Consider the following 17,810-nt stretch of genomic DNA (forward strand, 5'->3'; position numbering starts at 1 on the left):
GCTCGCTTCCGGTCGGGGCGGACGGGGGTGTCGGGGGCGACGGCGGATCAGGAGAGTTCGGCGAGGCGGGCGCGCAGCGGATCGAGCCCCATCGGGCCGAGCCGCAGGGCGCGGTGGTGGAACCGCGTGCGGTCGAATCCCGCGCCCTCGCGCCGTTCGACCTCCCGGCGGGCCTGCTGCCAGAGCCGCGCCCCGACCTTGAAGGCCAACGCCTGCGCCGGCCAGCCCAGGTACCGGTCGACCTCGAACCGCGCCGTCGCCGGGTCCAGTCCGGCGACCCGGACCAGGAAGTCCACGGCCAGCTCGGGGGTCCACCGGCGCGCGTCGGTGACGCCGTTCCCGGGCGGGATCGGCACGTCCAGGTGCAGGCCGAGGTCGATGACCACCCGGGCGGCGCGCCACATCTGCCCGTCGAGCATGCCGAGCCGCTCGGCGGGGCCGGCGTAGAGGCCCAGTTCGTCGGCGAGGCGTTCGGCGTAGTGCGCCCAGCCCTCGGCGTACCCGTGCACCTGGCACAGCGACCGCTGCCACGGGTGCAGCTCGGCGGTGGTGAGGGTGATCGCGTGCTGGAGGTGGTGCCCGGGCAGCCCTTCGTGGCAGAGCGTCCCGACGTGCCGCCACACCGGCACCGTCGACTCGCCGGGGGGCGTCGACCACCAGATCCCGCCCGGCCGCGTCAACCCGGCGTCGGGCGGGGTGTAGTACATGACGCCGGAGGCGGCGGGGCTGAGCCGGCACACCACCTGGCGGGTGGCGGCCGGGATGTCGAAGTGCGGGCCGTCGAGGGCGTCGGTGAGCTGTTCGGTGCGCTCGCGCAGCCACCGCTCCAGGTCGGGCCCGACCGGCACCCGGCCGGCGGGGTCGGCGTCCAGCGCGGCCCGCGCCGCCGCCACGTCCGGGTGGCCCAGCTCGGCGGCGACCGCCCGCTGCTCGGCGGCGGTGCGGGCCAGCTCCTCCCAGCCGTACGCGTACAGCTCGTCCAGGTCGACGGTCGCGCCGAGGAAGCTGCGCGCGGTGACGGCGTACAGGTCGCGGCCGACGCCGTCGACGTCGGTGGCCCGGGGCGCCAGCTCGGTGCGCAGGAACGCGGCGAAGTCCGCCGTCGCGGCGGCGGCCGACCGCGCCCCGGCGGCCAGCTCGCCGGCCAGCGGCCCGCCCGGGTGGCCGGCCACCAGCCGGCCGTAGAAGTCGTCGGCGGTGACCCAGGCGGTGCACTGGTCGGCGACCGCCAGCACCTGCCGGCGGGCGACCAGATGTCCCCGCTGCGCCGACCAGCGCAGCGTCTCGGCGTACTGGCCGAGAGCCGTGGGCACCCGGCGCAGGTGCGCGGCGACGACCGCCCAGTCCTCGTCGGTGGCGCGCGGCAGGTTGTCGAAGACCTGCCGGACCAGGTGCACCGGCGTCGCCAGCGGGGCGAGCAGCCGGGTGGTGAAGCCCGCGTCGTAGAGGTCGACCTCGCTGGCCAGCCGGTCGCGCAGCGCCCCCGCGAGGGCCCGCTGCGCCGTGCCGTCGGCGTCGGCGCCGGCCGCCGCCGTGGCGGTGCCGCGCGCCAGCTCCGCGCGGGCGGCGAAGCCGTCAGGGGAGAGGTCCGCGAAGTGCGATCCGGGGGTACGACCCGCCGCCTCGGCGGCCTCCGGGTCCAGCTCGGCGAGCGCGTCGAGGTACCCGTCGGCGACCTCGGTGATGGTCGTCATCGGGCGAGGCCCAGGCGGCCGTGGTCGTCCCGGTACCCGACGCCGCCCTTGAGCACCGTGTGCAGGGTGCGCAGCGCGGACACCGAGCGGGTCGGGTCGTCGCGCAGGACCAGCAGGTCCGCGTGCTTGCCCACCTCGACGCTGCCGAGCGTGTCGGCCTGGCCCAGCCAATGTGCGGGGCGGATGGTGGCGGACCTCAGCGCGTCGGCGACGGGCATCCCGGCGTCCACCATGAACTCCAGCTCACGCACGGTCGCGGTCGTCTCGTCGTAGCCGGCGTGCGGCGGCATGTCGCTGCCCAGCGCGATCGGCACCCCGTTGCGGATGGCGTGCTGCAGGCTCTCCCAGTGCCGGGGCCCGGCGCCCAGGGCGCGGTCCATCAGCCAGCCCGGCACGCCCGCGTCGCGGAAGAACTGCTCGCAGCGGCTGACCACGATCGTCGGGACGTACCAGACACGCCGGTCGGCCATCAGCCGGGTCACCTCGTCGGTCAGCTCGTAGCCGTGCTCGACGCAGTCCAGCCCGAGTTCCACGGCGCGGCGCACCGACTCGGCGGGACCGGCGTGCGCGGTGACCTTGCGGCCCCAGTCGTGCGCCACCCGGATCACCGCCGCCAGCTCGTCGTCGAGCAGCTGCGGGGTGTCGATCGACTCGAACTCGCCGGCGATGCCGCCGGAGATGCACACCTTGATCAGGTCGGCGCCGGCCCGGATCTGCTGCCGGGTGAGCCGGCGGAACCCGTCCGCGCCGTCGGCCTCCAGGGCGTCGGCCTCCCAGCCGTGCCCCCCGGTGCAGCAGAGGGCGTGCCCGGCGGTGAAGATCCGCGGGCCGTCCACCGCGCCGCGCTCGATGCCCTTGCGCAGGGCGAAGTCGGCGTACCGGCTCTCGCCGACGAGCCGGGCGGTGGTGACCCCGGAGTGCAGGGTCCGCCGCGCCGAGTCGGCCATCAGCAGCACCAGCTCGGCGAGGTTGGAGCGGTGCACCTCGTCGCCGAAGTGGCCGGGCAGGCCGAGCGAGAGGTGCACGTGCATGTTGGTCAGGCCGGGCATGACGTGGTCGCCGTGCAGGTCGACCACCCGGGCGCCGCCGGCCTCGGCGAGGACGTCGTCGACCGGGCCGACCGCGCGGATCGTGCCGTCGGCGCCGACCCAGACGCCCTGGTCGCGCTGGAGGTCGTCCCGCACGCCGTCGTAGAGCGCGAGGTTGACCAGGACCTGTTCGGTGGGGATGTGCATGCGGAGTCCTCTACGCGGCGGGCGCGGTGGTCGGCGCCACCGTCGGGTCGTTGAGCCAGCAGGCGGCGCTGCGGCCGCCGAGGTCGAGCGTGGGCGGCTGCTCGCCGCACGGCGCGAAGGCGTGCGGGCAGCGCGGCCGGAACCGGCACCCGGTCGGCGCGTGCGCCGGGTCGGGCACCTCCCCGGCGAGCGTCCTGGGCAGCTGCGGGTGCGCCGAGATCTGCGGCACCGCGTCGATCAACGCCTGGCTGTACGGGTGCCGGGGCGAGGACCACAGCTGGCGGGTGGGCGCGGTCTCCACGATCCGGCCCAGGTACATCACCGCCGTGACGTCGGCGATCTCGTGCACCAGGGACAGGTCGTGCGAGATGAACAGCATGCCCATGTCCAGGTCCCGGACCAGACCGACGAGCAGGTTGACCACCTGCGCCTGGGACGAGGCGTCCAGCGCGGTGACCGGCTCGTCCGCGATGATCATCCGGGGCTCCGGCGCGAGCGCCCGCGCGATGGCGAGCCGCTGCCGCTGGCCGCCGGAGAACTGGTGCGGGTACCGCTCCGCGGCCCCGGCCGGCATGCCGACCCGGTCCAGCAGGTCGGCGACCCGCGCCCGGCGGGCGGCGCCGGTCACCGTGTCCGGCACCCCGTCGAGGAGTTGGGCGCCGATGGTGCGCCGGGGGTTCAGCGACGCGTACGGGTTCTGGAAGACCATCTGGAGCCCCACCTGCGGCACCGGCCGGCGCCGCCAGCCGAGCGGGGTGACCGGGCGGCCGGCGAACCGGATCGCCCCGGCGCTCGGCGCGGCCAGCCCGACCGCCACCCGGGCCAGTGACGACTTGCCGCAGCCGGACTCGCCGACCAGGCCGACGATCTGGCCGGGCGCCACCTCGAGGCTCACCCCGGCCACGGCCCGCACCGGCCCCCGGCCGCGCGCCTTGTACTCGACCTCGACGTCGCTGATCTCGAGCAGGTTGCCCGAGCCGACGGGCTGGTTCATGCCGCCACCTCCAGGTGCGGACGGACCACGCAGGCCACCGACCGGTCGGCGCCGGCGGGGGCGAGCGGGGGCGGCGCGCTGCCGCAGGACGGCTCGGCGTACCCGCACCGGGGTTGGAACGGACATCCGGGCGGCGCCTGCCCCGGCGCCGGCGGCCCGCCCGGGATGGGGCGCAGCGTGCCGACGGCCTGGGTGCCGTGCGGGCGGGCGCCGAGCAGCGCCGCCGTGTACGGGTGCTGCGGCGCGGTGAGCAGCGCCCCGGTGGGACCGGTCTCCACCACCCGCCCGGCGTAGAAGACGTACCCGCGGGTGGTGAGGGCGCTGAGCACCCCGAGGTCGTGGGTGATGAAGGCGACGGCCAGCCCGGTCTCGGCGCGCAACTGGTCCAGCAGCGCCAGGATGCCGGCCTGCACCGTCACGTCGAGCGCGGTGGTGGGCTCGTCGGCGATCAGCAGCCGGGGGCGGGCGGCGAGGGCGATCGCGATGGCCGCCCGCTGCCGCATGCCGCCGGAGAACTGGTGCGGGTACGCCCGCACCGCCCGCTGCGGGTCGGGGATGCGGACCTGCTCGAGCAGCTCCACCGCCCGCCGGTCGGCCGCCCGCCGGTCCAGGCCCAGGTGGACCTGCATGTGTTCGGTGAGCTGCCGGCCGATCGTGAGCATCGGGTGCAGCGCGGCGGTGGGGTCCTGGAAGACCATCGCGATGCCGGCGCCGCGTACCTTCTGCCAGCGCTTCGTGTCCAGGCCGAGCAGTTCGGTGCCGGCGAACCGGGCCGATCCGGTGACCTTGGCGCCGGCGGGCAGCAGCCCGAGCAGGGTCTGCGCGGTGAGGCTCTTGCCGCACCCGCTCTCCCCGGCGATGCCGACCATCTCGCCCTCGTCGACGGTGAACGACACGTCGTGCAGGATCGGCAGCGGCCCGGTGGGGCCGGGCAGGGTGACGGCCAGGGAGTCGACCTCGAGCAGGGGTGCCATTTCTCAACGTCCCTTCGCGTAGCGGGGGTCGATCCGGTCGCGCAGCGCGTCGCCGAGCACGTTGAAGGCCATCACCACGGTGAGGATGGCCAGACCGGGGAAGACGCTGACCCACCACATGGAGAGGTCCTGCGAGCCGAGCGCCACCATCGAGCCCCACTCGGCGGCCGGCGGGCGGGGGCCGAGGCCGAGGAAGGACAGCGCGGAGAGCAGCAGCACGGCGTTGCCCAGTTCGAGGGTGGCCAGCACGATCGCCGGACCCACGCTGTTGGGCAGGACGTCGCGGCGCAGCGCGCGCATCGGTCCGATGCCGAGCAGCCGGGCGGCGCTGAGGTAGTCCTCGCCGCGCATGGTCAGCACGGCGCTGCGGATGACCCGGGCGTAGACCGGCCAGGAGACGATGACCAGCGCGAGGACGGCGTTGCGGGTGCTGGGACCGAACGCGGCCGTGACCGCCATCGCCAGGATGATCTGCGGGAACGCGAAGACCAGGTCCGTCAGGCGCATCAGCGCCTCGTCGACGAACCGGCCCACGTAGCCGGCGACCAGGCCGAGCAGGCCGCCGATCAGCAGGGCGAGCGAGACGATGGCGAGCGCGAGGGGGATCGACAGGCGGGAGCCGTGGATCACCCGGCTGAACACGTCCCGGCCGAGGGAGTCGGTGCCGAACCAGTGCGTGCCGGACGGCGGCGCGTAGGCGTCGGGGCTCTGCGCCAGCGGGTCGAACGGCGCGACGAGCGGGGCGAGGAGCGCCGCCAGCAGCCACCCGCCGAGGATGACCAGGGCCACCACGGCGATCGGCTGGCGCCAGATGGGCCGCGCCGTCGAACGTCCCCGCAGCCGGCCGCCCAGGAAGCGGCGCCGGGTCAGCGCGGCCGTCGCCTTGGGGTCGGGCGCCACGGGATCGGGTGCGAGTGCGGTCATGACAGGCGGATCCTCGGGTCGATGAGCCCGTACAGCAGGTCGACGGTGAGGTTGACCAGCGTGTAGACCAGCGCCACGAACAGGCTGACGCCGAGGATCGCGGGCAGGTCCAGCGCCGTCGCGCTGCGGTACGCGTACTGGCCGAGGCCCGGCCAGCCGAAGATGTTCTCCACCAGCACCGTGCCGGAGAGCAGCGAGGCGAAGGCCAGCCCGGAGACGGTGATCACCGGGACCAGGCCGGCGCGCAGCAGGTGCCGGCGGAACACCACCCGGGCGGGCAGGCCCTTGGCGTACGCGGCCCGGATGTAGTCCTGCTGGAGCACCTCCAGCATGGACGAGCGGACGAACCGGACGAGCATCGCCACGGTCAGGCTGGTCAGCACGAGCACCGGCAGGATCAGGTGCTGGGCGGCGTCCCAGGCGACGTCCCACTGGCCGGCGAGGGCGGCGTCGACGGTGTACATGCCGGTCACGGTCGGCGGCGGGCTGAAGTCGGTGGAGAGCCGTCCGCCGCTGGGCGCCAGGCCGAGCTGGTAGAAGAAGACGTAGAGCACGACGAGAGACAGCCAGAACGGCGGGGTGGAGAGGCCGAGCAGCGCGCCGACGCGGATCAGCTGGTCGGTGACCCGACCGTTGCGCACGGCGGCGAGCATGCCGATCCCGGTGCCGATGAGCAGCGCCAGCACCATGGTGGGGATGGCCAGTTCCATGGTCGCCGGCACGTACTGGAACAGGTCGTCGGCCACGGTGCGGCCGGTCTGCTGGGAGATGCCGAGGTCACCCGTCAGCAGGTTGCCCAGGTACTGGAAGTACTGCACGTACAGCGGCTGGTCCAGGCCCCACTTCTCGCGGAACGCCGCGACCGTCGCGGGGTCGTTGAGCGCCTGGTCGGAGAGGTTGGCCGTGACCGGGTCGCCGGGTACCACGGTGACCAGTCCGAACGTCACGATCGTGACGCCCAGCAGCAGGCCGGCGGTGATGGCCACCCGCTTGAGCAGGAAGACCAGCAGTGCCCGGTGCGGCCGGGGCCGGGACACGGTCGTGGTGACCGTGCCCGGCTCGGCGTCGTCGACTGTCGTCGTCATGGAGTGACTACCCCCGGCCCACCGCGGCGAGGTCGACCTGCCAACCGGCGGCGGTGTAGTCCGTGCCGGTCAGGTCGCCGCTCGCCACCACGGTGGAGGAGTTGCTGGCCAGGACGACGTACGGCGAGGCGGCGTTCATCGCCCGCTGCCACTCCTGCATGGCGGCGGCCCGGGCGGCCAGGTCGAGGGTCTCGGTGACCTTCTTGCCGGCGGTCACGACGGCCGGGTCGGCCCGCTCCACCGTCCAGCCCGAGCGCAGCGCGGTGGCCTGGCCGGGGGACATGTTGTTGATCAGCGAGTCGGCGACCGGGTAGTTCAGGCTCTGCGGGGTGAACCCGAGGGCCATCTTGCCCGTACGCATCTCGTCGAGGAAGGTGGTCAGCGGCTGCGGGGTGAGCTCCAGCTTGATCCCGGCCTCGGCGGCGTCGCCCTGCACCTTCGTCGCGACCGTGCCCAGGTCGACCCCCTTGTAGGTGATGGCCGGGTAGTTGAACTTGACCGTGGGGTTGGTCAGCCCCGCCTCGGTGAGCAACGCCTTGGCCTTCGCCACGTCACGCTTCGACTGCTCCTCGGCGGGCAGCGCGCCCGGGTAGGCCGGGGCGACCAGGCCGGCGCCGGGGGCGGCGCCCTTGCCGTACAGCGCGGCGATGCCCTCGTAGTCGATGGCGGCCCGCAGCGCCTGGTTGAACTTCGCGTTCGAGCTCACCGGGGAGACGGCCGGGTCGGCGTTGAGGAAGAGGAAGTAGACGGTGTCCTGCATGGCGGAGGTCTTCAGGCTGCCCGGCAGCCCCTCCAGCAGCTTGCCGGAGATGTCCAGCGCGATCTCGGAGCCGCCGGCCCGCTGCATGGTCAGCTTCTGGGTCTGCACGTCCATGTTGCGCAGCACGACGCGGCTGAACTCGGGCTTGTCGCCCCAGTAGTTGGGGTTGGCCTCCAGCACCACCTGCGCCGACGGGTCGTACGACTTGAGCACGTACGGGCCGCTGCCGACGGAGTTCGTGTCGAGGTACTGCTGCGCGGTGTCGCTCTTGGCGGCGTCGGCGGCGTCGGTCGCGCCGTGCTCCTTGGCGACCTTGGAGTTCACCACGCCGGTGGAGGGCATCGCGAGCACCACGGGGATGTTCGGGTCGGCGGTCGCCGAGGTGACCACCACGGTCCGCTCGTCGGTCTTGGCGAACGTGAGGCCGCTGACCATGACGGCCGGGCTGGCCTTGACGTTCTTCAGCCGGTTGAGGGAGAAGACCACGTCGTCGGCGGTCAGCGCGGTGCCGTCGGAGAACTTCACGCCCTCGCGCAGCTTGAAGGTGAAGGTCTTGGCGTCGGGCGACGCCTCGAACGACTCGGCCAGCGCCGGGACCGGCTTGCTCACGTCCGAGCCCTCGAAGGTCAGCAGGGTGTCGTAGAGCGAGTGCACGGCGGTGAGGCCGGTCGCCTCGTAGATCCGGCCTGGGTCGAGGGTCTTGAGGACGAACGAGGTGTTGACGGTCAGGGTCTTGGCCGAACCGCCGTCACCGTTTCCTCCGCTGCCGCCCGCGCTGCACGCGGTGCTGGAGGCTATGGCCAGCGCCGCCAGAGCGATCGCTCCGACGCGGAGCCGGCGAGGGGACACCGACATGCTGTTCCTACCTTCGTATGGGCCGGCCCGCGCGGGACGGGCTCTGGGGGCTGTCACACCCGGTGACGTCGGTGACGCCGCGGCCGGGCCGTTGGTGCAACCGTGGCGGCTTCGCGGGTCTGCGCCGTTGGGCCGTCATGGGGTTGGATGTACCCGGACGGGACTCGTGTCCGGTTCGTGCCTCAACGCCGCTTGTCTAGTAGCGCCAAACGCGTTCACCTTGTGTTTGACCACCCTAGACAGCGGCGTATAGTCACGTCAAACATTTCTAGCCACACTGTTTCGGAACGAGGAAAGACGCATGCTCGGTGACCAGCTCCGCGACCTGCGCCAGCAGCACTCCTTCACGCTGCGCCAGCTCGCGGCGGCGGCCGACGTGTCGCCCGCCCTGCTCAGCCAGATCGAGAACGGCGCCACGGACCCCAGCCTGGCCACCCTGCGTAAGCTCGCCAAGGTCTTCGACACCTCCATCGCGGCGCTGTTCTCCGAGCCGGACGCCCCGCTGGTGCACATCAGCCGGCCCGGCTCGCGGTCCCGGCTCGCCGCGCCTCCCGGGCAGATCGCCTACGACCGGCTCACGCCGGGACGGGGCGACCTGGAGGTGCTCGAAGCCGAGCTGGCGCCCGGCGACGCAAGCTCCACCGAGCCGTGGGCGCACCCCTCCACCGAGTGCGCGATCGCCGTCACCGGCGAGGTGGTGGCCGAGATCGGCGGCGAGAACTACGTGCTGAAGACCGGCGAGGCGATCACCTTCGACTCCCGGCTGCCCCACCTCTACCGCAACGCCAGCGACGAGCGGGCCCGGCTCATCATCGCGGTCACCCCGCCGACCCCCTGACCCACCCGGCACGTCACCCGGCCCGCGTACGCGCACGTGGGCGGTACGACGCCGCCCGTCGAAAGGACCCGCAGTGGACCGTGACAGCGTCGACTGGTTCGGCTACCTCCCGGCCGTCACCACCCCGTTCACCGCCACGGGCGAGCTGGACCTCGCCGCCTGGCGCGGGCAACTGGACTGGCTCGCCGCCGAGCGGCTGCACGGGGTGATCGTCGGCGGCACCACGGGCGAGTGGTTCAGTCTGAGCGAACAGGAGCGGGCCGAGCTGTTCCGGACGGCCGCCGAGCGGGTCGGCGACCGGCTCACCGTGCTCGGCGGCTGCAACGCGTACACGCCGGCGGAGGCCATCCGGCACGCCGAGGCCGCCCGGGCCGCCGGCCTGTACGGCATCCTGCTCACCCCGCCGCCGTACGTGGTGCCCACCCGCGCCGAGGTCGTGGCGTTCTACCGGGCCGTCTCCGAGGCCGTCGACATCCCGCTCTGCGTCTACAACTGGCCCCGCGGCACCGGCGTCGACCTGGACGCCGACCTGCTGCTGGAGCTGAGCGCGCTGGACACCGTGGTGGCGGTCAAGAACTCCACAGCGGACTTCGGCGGATTCGTCCGGAGCCTGGTGGCCCTGCGGCACCGGGTGCGCTACTTCGGCATCCCCACCAACGAGGTGGGCATCGAGCTGATGACCACGATCGGCGGCGACGGGCTGATGGGCGCCGGCGCCGTGCTCGGCGCCGACCACCCCGACTTCTTCCGCGCGCTGCGCGCCGGGGACCTCGACCGGGCCCGGGTCCTCGGCGCCCGCGACCGCGTGATCATGGAGGACTGGTTCGGGCCCGACTACGGCGCCCGGTTCGGCAACGCGCAGGCGATCATGAAGTACGCCCTCACCCTGCGCGGCGTGCCGGCCGGTCACGTCCGTGCGCCGCTGCTCCCGCTGACCCCCGCCGAACAGGACCGTGTCCGGGCCACCATGACCCAGCTCGACCTGCTCCCGTGACTGCGTACGACACGGCGGTCGTCGGCGGCGGCCTGCTCGGCTGCGCGACCGCCTGGCACCTGGCCCGGGCCGGCAACCGCGTCCTGCTCGTCGAGAAGGACCAGGTCAACCGGCACGCCTCCGGGCAGAACGCGGGCAGCCTGCACTTCCAGCTGGAGTTCCGGATGGTCGAGCACGGCGACGACGCGGCCCGCGCGGCGGCCCGGGCGCTGCCGCTGCACCTGGACGCCGTGCGGGCCTGGGCGAGCATCGAGGACGAGCTCGGCGAGCGGTGCGGGGTGTCGCGCACCGGCGGGCTGATGCTCGCCGAGACCCCGGCGGAGATCGCCGTGCTGGACCGCAAGGCGGCCCTCGAACGCGAGTACGGCCTCGACGTCGCCGTGCTCTCCGGCCCGGAGCTGCGCCGGTTCGCGCCGTACCTGGCGGACACCGTGCTCGCCGCCGGCCACGTGCCCGGCGAGGGCAAGGCCAACCCGCGGCTGGTCACCCCGGCGCTGGCCCGGGCCGCCGCCCGCCACGGTGCCGTGCTGCGCACCGGCTGCCGGGTCACCGGGCTGCACCGGCGCGGCCGGCGCTGGGAACTGCGCACCGGGACCGGTCCGGGGGACACCGCCGGGGAGACCCACCTGGCCGACACGGTCGTGCTCGCCGGCGGCGTGTGGACCGCCGAGCTGGCCGCGATGGCCGACGTCCGGCTGCCGGTCTTCCCGGTCGGGCTGACGATGAGCGCCACCGCCCGCAGCCGGCCGTTCCTGCCGCACCTGATCCAGCACGTCGGCCGCCGGCTGTCGATGAAGCAGACCGAGGACGGCAACGTGCTGATCGGTGGCGGCTGGCCGGCCAAGCTGGTCAGCCGCGCCGGACAGGTCGACCTGGAGACCAACCCGGAGCTGCGCTACGAGTCGCTGGTCGGCAACGCCGACGCCGCCCGGGTGGTCCCGGCGGTGTGGGACCTGCCGGTGATCCGGACGTGGACGGGCATGACCACGCTCACCCCGGACCACCTGCCGCTGCTCGGCGCGGTGCCGCGCCGGCCGGGGCTGTACGTCGCCACCGGCGGCTCGGCCTTCACCCTCGGCCTCACCTACGCCCGGCTCCTCGCCGCCATGGTCGTCACCGGCGAGCCCGACCGTGCGGTCGAGGACTACTCACCCGCCCGCTTCGGAGCGCTGAACTTTGTCTGAACACCGCCCGCCGCAGCCCGCCGAGGTGCCGAGGCGCACCGCGATGGGCCGGCCCGCGCCGGTCACCATCGAGGTGGACGGGCGGCCGGTGCCCGCCCACCCGGGCGAGTCCCTGGCCACCGCGCTGCTGGCCGCCGGGGAACGGGCCGTCGGCGCCACGCGCGGCGGCGCCCGCCGGGGGCCCTACTGCAACATGGGGATCTGCTTCGAGTGCGTCGTCACGGTGGACGACGTGCCCTGCCAGCGTTCCTGCCTGGTCCGCGTACGGGCCGGCATGCGGATCCGCACGGCGGTGCCCCGGTGAGCGCGCCCGACGTGGTGGTGGTCGGCGCCGGTCCGGCCGGGCTGGCCGCCGCCGCCACCCTCGGCCGGCACGGCGCCGCCGTCACCGTCGTCGACGAGCAGGAGCAGCCGGGCGGCCAGATCTACCGCCGGCCGCCGGCCGGGTTCACCCCGCCGGCCGCGCCGTCCGCCGCCGGTCGGGCCCTGCTCGCCGAGGCCACCGCCGCGCCCGGCGTCCGGTGGCTCGCCGACACCACGGTGTGGGGCGTCCTCGGCACCCGCGCCGGCCTCGACGGGTACGCGGGCGAGCAGCCCCCGCCGGGGCGCTACCGGGTCGCCACGCACGGCCCGGCCGGGGTCCGCCTGCTCGAACCCCGGGCGGTGCTGCTCACCGCCGGCGCGTACGACCTGCCGGTGCCGTTTCCCGGCTGGACCCTGCCGGGCGTGCTCACGGCGGGCGGTGTGCAGACGTTCGTCAAGGCGCAGGGCCTGCTGCCGGGCGGCCGGTTCGTGCTGGCCGGGGGCCACCCGTTGCTGCTGGTGGTGGCCGCCCAGCTGGTGCGCGCCGGCGCCCGGGTGGTCGAGGTCGCGCTGGTCCAACGCCGCCGCGACCTGTTGCCCGGTCCGGCCGGGCTGGCCGCCGTGGCGGGCGCGGGCGGCAAGATCGCCGAGGGCGTGGGGGCGCTGCGCGTGCTGCGGCGGGCGGGGGTGCCGGTCCGGTTCGCCACGGTCGTCCGCCGCGCCGACGGCGACCCGGACCTGAGCGCGGTGACCCTCGCCGAGGTCGGCCCCACGGGGCAGCCGGTGCCCGGGACCGACCGGGAGGTGCCCTGCGACGTGCTGGCGCTGGGCTACGGCTTCGTCCCCTCCGTCGAGCTGGCCCGGCAGGCCGGCTGCGCGGTGACCTGGGACTCGCCCGCGGGCGGCTGGGTGGTCGGGCACGACGAGTGGTTGCGCACCTCGGTGCCCCGGATCGCGGTCGCCGGCGAGCTGACCGGCGTCGCGGGTGCCGAGCAGGCGGAGGTCGAGGGCCGGCTGGCCGCCCTGGGCGTGCTGCGCGACCTGGGGCTGCTCGACGAGCGTCGGGCCGCCGCGCTGGCCGACCCGGTGCGCCGGGAACTGCGCCGCCGGCGACTTTTCGTCACCCGGGTGCTCGACCGCTTCGCGCCGGACCGGGCGGCCCTGGGCAGCCTGGTCACCGACGACACCATGCTCTGCCGCTGCGAGGAGGTGCGGGCCGGTGACGTGCGCCGGGCGCTGGCGGCCAACCCGCACCTGGGCACCGCGAACGCCGTCAAGCTGGTGACCCGCGCCGGGATGGGCCTGTGCCAGGGCCGGTCCTGCCAGCCGGGCCTCTGCCAGTTCATCGGCACCCTGACCGGCCGGGGGCCGGAGGAGGTAGGGGCGTTCACCGCTCAGGCGCCGGTCAAGCCCGTCCCCCTGCGCGCCCTCGCGATCGGCGACGCGCCGCCCGACACGCCCTGACCGCCGCGCGCCCTGATCGGCGAGCCCTTGAGCGTGGCGCGCCCTAACCGGCGAGCCCCTGACCGCCGCGACGAGCCGGCAGCCGGTGACGGCGTCGCCGCCGGGCCGCGCCGGGCCGCGCCGGGCCCCTCGCCTCGATCGACAACAGTCGATCGCCATCCGTCAATCGCTTGATCGGCGGGACCGGCGCGGGCCGGCCGGTCGGAGGTGCGCGCGGATCATCCGATTTCGCCGCTCAGGGCGCCTGACGGGGTCCCGCCGGCGCCCTCGGTTTCGTAGGTTGCCCAGCACATCCGCCTCGCCGGAGAGGGGTCGCCATGGGAAACGTGCCGGGCCTGGGGGGCGTACCGCGCCGACGGCTGCTCCGCGACGGCGCCGTCATCGCCGCCTCCGTGCCGCCGCTGCTGCTGGCGGGCTCGTCCGGCGCGTCGGCCGCCGTGCCCCAGTACGACCCGCAGCAACGGTTCATCCGCCTGGTCGGCGGCGGGTACGGCGTCATCTTCGCGATCCAGGCCGACGGCGCGCTGTACTGGTACCGGCACACGGGCTGGCAGACCGGCGCGTTCACGTGGGCGAGCGGTTCGGGCCGCCGGATCGGCTCCGGCTGGCACCAGTTCCGGGCGGTCTTCGGCGGGCTCGACGGCTCGCTCTACGCTGTACGCGGCGACGGCACCGTCCACTACTACCGTTACCGGCTGACGAACTCGACTACCGGCGCCGGCACCTGGATCAGCGGCGGGCAGATCGGCGCCGGATTCGAGCGCTATCCCCGGCTGTGTGGGTTCCACGGCGCGTTCTACGGGCAGAACGCCGCGGGCGACCTCTTCCTGCACCAGTACGACCTGGTCGGCAGGACGTGGACGGTCCAGGGGGCGCGCATCGGTGGCGGCTTCACCGGCGCGGTGTTGCAGGCGGACACCTCCGGGGTCCTCTACGCCTACCACTACGGCGACATCCGCTGGCACCGGCACCTCGGCGGCGGCACCTGGGCGTCGGGCTCGGGCCTGCGGATCGGCTCCGGCTTCCGCAACTTCTTCCTCAACGACGGGGTGTGGTGCACCGGCCAGGGGGTGCTGTACGCGATCCCGCCGGACGCGGCCACCGCCCGGCAGAGCGGCGCGCTCACGCAGTACCGGTTGACGAACCACACCACCGCCGGCCCCGACGGGCGGGCCGCCTGGATGAACAGCGGCACCGGCAAGCGGGTCGGTTCCGGCTGGACGGTGCAGACGCAGGCCGCCCTCCAGGGCTACGCCAACACGCCGAGCGTGGCGCAGGGCGAGGTGGCGCGTTTCGCGGTGTCCACCGGGTTCCCGTCGCTCACCGCGTCGATGGTCCGGCTGGCACCCAACCCCGGCGCCCCCGTGGTCGTCTCGCAGCCGCTGCCCGTCACCGGCGGGGTGCAGTCGCTGCCGGTGGGGTTCCTCGGTGTCGGCTGCGGCTGGTCGGACCGGTTGCAGTTCCGGGTCCCCGCCGACTGGCAGCCCGGCCTCTACGCCGCCCGGCTGGAGGGCCCGAACGGGCTGCACCGGTACGTGCCGTTCCTCGTGCGGCCGACCCGCCCCACCAACAGGATCGCGGTGCTGCTGCCCACCTTCACCTACAACGCCTACAACAGCTGGGGCGGGCACAGTCAGTACTGCCCGGACACGACGGGCCGCCGGCCCCTCTCCGTACGCCGGCCGTCGACGGAGCTGAACGTCGACGACCCCGGGATCCGCGACCACACCCTCTTCTCGGATCTCCTGCTGACCCGCTGGATGTCCCGGCAGGGGCTCGCCTTCGACGTCTACGAGGACGCCGACCTGCACGGCTCCAACGGCTGGCTCACCAACTACCGGGTGCTCGTGCTGGGCAGCCACCCCGAGTACTGGTCCGACACGATGCGGCAGCGCCTGGTCAACTTCCAGGCCGGCGGCGGCCGGCTGATCTACCCGGGCGGCAACGGCCTGTACGAGCGGGTGCAGGTCAACTCCGCTCGTACGGTGGTCACCTACCGCCGCGCGGACGGCAGGCGGGACATCTACACGGAGCTGGGCCTGCCCGCCTCGCAACTGCTCGGCACCAACTACGTCGACGCCGGCACGTACGCGCCGTACCAGGTGCTGCGTGACCACCCGCTGCTGGCCGGCACCGGCCTGGTGGTCGGCAGCAGGTTCGGCCGCACGGGTTACAACGGCGCCGCCAGCGGCTGGGAGACCGACGGGCTGCGCGGGCTGGCCGGCGAGGCGTCCTCGGCGCAGGTCATCGCCCGGGGGGAGAACCCCGGCGGCCAGGGCGCCGCGATGGTCTTCCTGGAGCGGCCCAACGGCGCCCTGGTCTTCAGCGCGTCCTCGATCTCGTTCGTCGGCGCCCTGGCGGACGATCCGGCGATGTCGACGCTGTTGCGCAACGTCTTCGACCGGATGCTGGCGTCGGCGCCGGCGGTCCGGGCCACCGAGGTCCCGATGCCGCGTACCAGCCCCGCGCCCGCGATCCCGGAGCCGTCCACGATGGAGTAGCGGCGCTCAGAGCCAGCCCGAGCGGCGGAAGAGGCGGTGCAGGGCGAACGCGGTCAGCGCCATCAGGCCGAGCACGGTGGGGTAGCCGTAACGCCAGTGCAGCTCCGGCATGTTTGTGAAGTTCATGCCGTAGATCCCGGCGATGCCGGTCTGGGTGGCGGCGATGGCGGCCCACGCGGCGATCTTGCGCATGTCGTTGTTCTGCTCCACCGCGAGCTGCGCCAACCGGGACTGCACGATCGAGGTCAGCAGGTCGTCGTAGGCGGCGACCCGGTCCACCGCCCGGGTCAGCCGGGCGTCCACGTCGACGAACCATCGGTGCAGGCCGCGCGGCGGGTTGTCGGGCCGCTGGTCGAGCAGGGAGCGCAGCGGCGCCTGCAGGGGCCGGTGGCCGTCGGCGAGGGCCTGCTCGACGGTGAGGTCGTCGAGCCCGAAGGTGCGGCCGACGGCCGCCATCACCACCGGATCGGGCTCGTGCAGACCCAGCCAGACGAAGGCGTCGCGGCCGCGACGGCTGCGGGCGTACGCGTCGGCGTAGTGCGGGCGGCCGGGCTCGCGCCGCCCGCCGACGTAGACGGCACAGTCGACCACGGCGCCGGGATTGGAGCGACGGGGCTGCGGCGCGCGCTGCCCGGGCAGCGGTCGGCCGAGCAGCCGGTCGAACACGGCCGACAGCCTGACCCGTTCCCTCGCCAGCCGAACCACCCGTCCCCCTCCGCCGCACCGGCATCCGCGCGGACACCGTACTCGGGTCGGGCGGGTCCGGGGGTCACGGCACCCGGGTGGCGAACACGATGACGTTGTCGACGTAGTTGCCGCTGTCCCGGTCGAACCGGCCGCCGCAGGTGATCAGCCGCAGGCCGGTCGCGTCGCTGGGCCCGTAGACCAGGTCGGTGGGGAAGCGGTCCTTCGGGTACGACCCGACGCCGTCGACGGCGAAGGTGGCGACGCTGGCGTCGGCGCGGGTGATCCGTACGGTGTCGCCGGGCCGCAGCCGGCCGAGGTCGAAGAAGACGGCGGGGCCGGCGGCGGAGTCGACGTGCCCGACGATCACGGCGTTGCCGGTCTCGCCGGGGCTGACGCCGTGCCGGTACCAGCCGGCCAGGGTGGGCCGGTCCAGCGGCGGCACCTCCAGGCGCCCGTCGGCGTCGGCGCCCACCGGGACGATCCGTGCCCGCACGTCGATGGCCGGGATCCGCACGTCGACCGGCGCGGCCCGGTGCAGCGGCGGCACCGGCGGCGCGGAGCGGACCGGTGCGGGGGCGTCGGCGGCCTCCGGCCGGGGCGGGCGGGGCGGGGTCGTCGCCAGCCCGGCGGCGACCAGGCCGAGCCCGGTCGTGGCGAGCAGGACGACGACCGTGACCGCCCAGCCGGGCCTGCGCCAGGACACGATCCCACCTCCGTACGCGTGCGCCCGGGTGCCCGCTCCGGTGGGTTCACCGGTGCGGGCACCCGTTGCAGGGATGGACGACTTGCAGGAGTGGACGGCACGGGGCCGTCGGTCAGAGCGTGGCCGCCGCCATGTGGCGCCGGCGGCGGGCCAGAACCAGGGCGCCGCCCGCGGCGGAGCCGAGCAGGGCGCCGCCGGCCGCCAACGCGCCGGTCCCGTCGGTGTCGCCGCGCCCGCCGGCCTGGGCCCCGCCGATCGGGGTGACGGTGAACGTGGCGCTGCCGGCCGCGCTGCCGTCGCCGCAGGTCGCGGTCACGGTGTAGGTGCCCAGGGTGAAGCCGGCGGTGAAGAGTTCGGCGCTCAGCCCGCCGCCGGCCGCGGCGGTGGTGGACCGGACGTTCTGGTCGCGGTCGGGGCCGGTGACGCGGAAGATCGCGTCGCCGGACTTCGGGTTGCAGGTCGTCGCGGTGAGCACGACCGTCCCGCCGACCGGCGTGGTGGCCGGTGACACGACGGTGTCGGCCAGCGCCGCGCCGGGGAGCAGGAGCGTGCCGAGACCCACGCCGAGCGCCGCCGATACGAGAACTGTCTTTGCCTTCATACGCGTCTTCCCTC

16 protein-coding genes are annotated in these 17,810 nt (G+C 74.5%); 6 read left to right on the forward strand and 10 right to left on the reverse strand.

Features of this window, described 5'->3' with window-relative positions; translation table 11 throughout:
* Positions 1-47: 47 nt before the first annotated feature.
* The 7 genes from ACGFNF_RS23625 to ACGFNF_RS23655 are packed head-to-tail and all read right to left on the reverse strand — an operon-like array spanning position 48 to position 8,521.
* The gene (locus tag ACGFNF_RS23625; RefSeq protein WP_393170664.1) at positions 48-1,694 is read right to left on the reverse strand and encodes a DUF885 domain-containing protein; all 1,647 of its coding nucleotides are present in this window, start codon (positions 1,692-1,694) and stop codon (positions 48-50) included.
* Entirely contained in the window at positions 1,691-2,929 is a 1,239-nt protein-coding gene (locus tag ACGFNF_RS23630; protein ID WP_393170666.1) for an amidohydrolase family protein, read from the reverse strand. The genes ACGFNF_RS23625 and ACGFNF_RS23630 overlap by 4 nt, the downstream gene beginning before the upstream one ends.
* Before the next feature lie 10 nt (positions 2,930-2,939).
* Complete coding sequence (locus tag ACGFNF_RS23635) at positions 2,940-3,923, reverse strand: ABC transporter ATP-binding protein (RefSeq protein ID WP_393170668.1); 984 nt, start codon at positions 3,921-3,923, stop codon at positions 2,940-2,942.
* Positions 3,920-4,897, reverse strand: a complete 978-nt coding sequence (locus ACGFNF_RS23640; protein WP_357580080.1) for an ABC transporter ATP-binding protein — start codon at positions 4,895-4,897, stop codon at positions 3,920-3,922. Before ACGFNF_RS23640 ends, ACGFNF_RS23635 begins: the two co-directional genes overlap by 4 nt.
* A gap of 3 nt (positions 4,898-4,900) precedes the next feature.
* Positions 4,901-5,821, reverse strand: coding sequence for an ABC transporter permease (locus ACGFNF_RS23645; RefSeq protein ID WP_151456999.1), 921 nt, complete (start codon positions 5,819-5,821; stop codon positions 4,901-4,903).
* Positions 5,818-6,906: an ABC transporter permease gene (locus ACGFNF_RS23650; RefSeq protein ID WP_311413496.1), complete on the reverse strand. Its 1,089-nt coding sequence runs from the start codon at positions 6,904-6,906 to the stop codon at positions 5,818-5,820. The genes ACGFNF_RS23645 and ACGFNF_RS23650 overlap by 4 nt, the downstream gene beginning before the upstream one ends.
* Before the next feature lie 7 nt (positions 6,907-6,913).
* A complete protein-coding gene (locus tag ACGFNF_RS23655; RefSeq protein ID WP_357580077.1) occupies positions 6,914-8,521 on the reverse strand; it encodes an ABC transporter substrate-binding protein in 1,608 nt (535 codons plus the stop codon).
* Positions 8,522-8,822: 301 nt separating this feature from the next.
* Here ACGFNF_RS23655 and ACGFNF_RS23660 point away from each other — a divergent pair, with 301 nt between their 5' ends.
* The 6 genes from ACGFNF_RS23660 (at position 8,823) to ACGFNF_RS23685 (ending at position 15,805) form a co-directional block, all read left to right on the forward strand.
* Positions 8,823-9,359: a helix-turn-helix domain-containing protein gene (locus ACGFNF_RS23660; RefSeq protein WP_393170671.1), complete on the forward strand. Its 537-nt coding sequence runs from the start codon at positions 8,823-8,825 to the stop codon at positions 9,357-9,359.
* A gap of 73 nt (positions 9,360-9,432) precedes the next feature.
* Positions 9,433-10,353: a dihydrodipicolinate synthase family protein gene (locus ACGFNF_RS23665; protein ID WP_393170673.1), complete on the forward strand. Its 921-nt coding sequence runs from the start codon at positions 9,433-9,435 to the stop codon at positions 10,351-10,353.
* On the forward strand, positions 10,350-11,537 hold the full coding sequence (locus ACGFNF_RS23670) for an NAD(P)/FAD-dependent oxidoreductase (RefSeq protein WP_393170675.1): 1,188 nt from the start codon (positions 10,350-10,352) through the stop codon (positions 11,535-11,537). The genes ACGFNF_RS23665 and ACGFNF_RS23670 overlap by 4 nt, the downstream gene beginning before the upstream one ends.
* Positions 11,530-11,841, forward strand: coding sequence for a (2Fe-2S)-binding protein (locus tag ACGFNF_RS23675; RefSeq protein ID WP_393170677.1), 312 nt, complete (start codon positions 11,530-11,532; stop codon positions 11,839-11,841). The genes ACGFNF_RS23670 and ACGFNF_RS23675 overlap by 8 nt, the downstream gene beginning before the upstream one ends.
* A complete protein-coding gene (locus tag ACGFNF_RS23680) occupies positions 11,838-13,304 on the forward strand; it encodes an NAD(P)/FAD-dependent oxidoreductase (protein ID WP_393170679.1) in 1,467 nt (488 codons plus the stop codon). Before ACGFNF_RS23675 ends, ACGFNF_RS23680 begins: the two co-directional genes overlap by 4 nt.
* Positions 13,305-13,621: 317 nt before the next feature.
* Positions 13,622-15,805 carry a N,N-dimethylformamidase beta subunit family domain-containing protein gene (locus ACGFNF_RS23685; RefSeq protein WP_393170681.1) on the forward strand — a complete coding sequence of 728 codons (2,184 nt, stop codon included), beginning with the start codon at positions 13,622-13,624 and terminating at the stop codon, positions 15,803-15,805.
* Between the two features lie 6 nt (positions 15,806-15,811).
* On the opposite strand, the gene ACGFNF_RS23690 is transcribed toward ACGFNF_RS23685, so the two are convergent.
* From ACGFNF_RS23690 to ACGFNF_RS23700, 3 genes are all read right to left on the reverse strand, one after another.
* A complete protein-coding gene (locus ACGFNF_RS23690) occupies positions 15,812-16,510 on the reverse strand; it encodes a CorA family divalent cation transporter (RefSeq protein WP_393170683.1) in 699 nt (232 codons plus the stop codon).
* A 64-nt stretch (positions 16,511-16,574) separates the two neighbouring features.
* Positions 16,575-17,195 (reverse strand): class F sortase, encoded by a 621-nt coding sequence (locus ACGFNF_RS23695; protein ID WP_393170685.1) that lies wholly within the window; start codon positions 17,193-17,195, stop codon positions 16,575-16,577.
* Positions 17,196-17,307: 112 nt separating this feature from the next.
* Complete coding sequence (locus ACGFNF_RS23700; protein WP_357580070.1) at positions 17,308-17,796, reverse strand: hypothetical protein; 489 nt, start codon at positions 17,794-17,796, stop codon at positions 17,308-17,310.
* Positions 17,797-17,810 lie beyond the last annotated feature (14 nt).

The sequence above is a fragment of the Micromonospora sp. NPDC048868 genome, assembly GCF_043198195.1.
Taxonomy (GTDB): Bacteria; Actinomycetota; Actinomycetes; order Mycobacteriales; family Micromonosporaceae; genus Micromonospora; species Micromonospora reichwaldensis.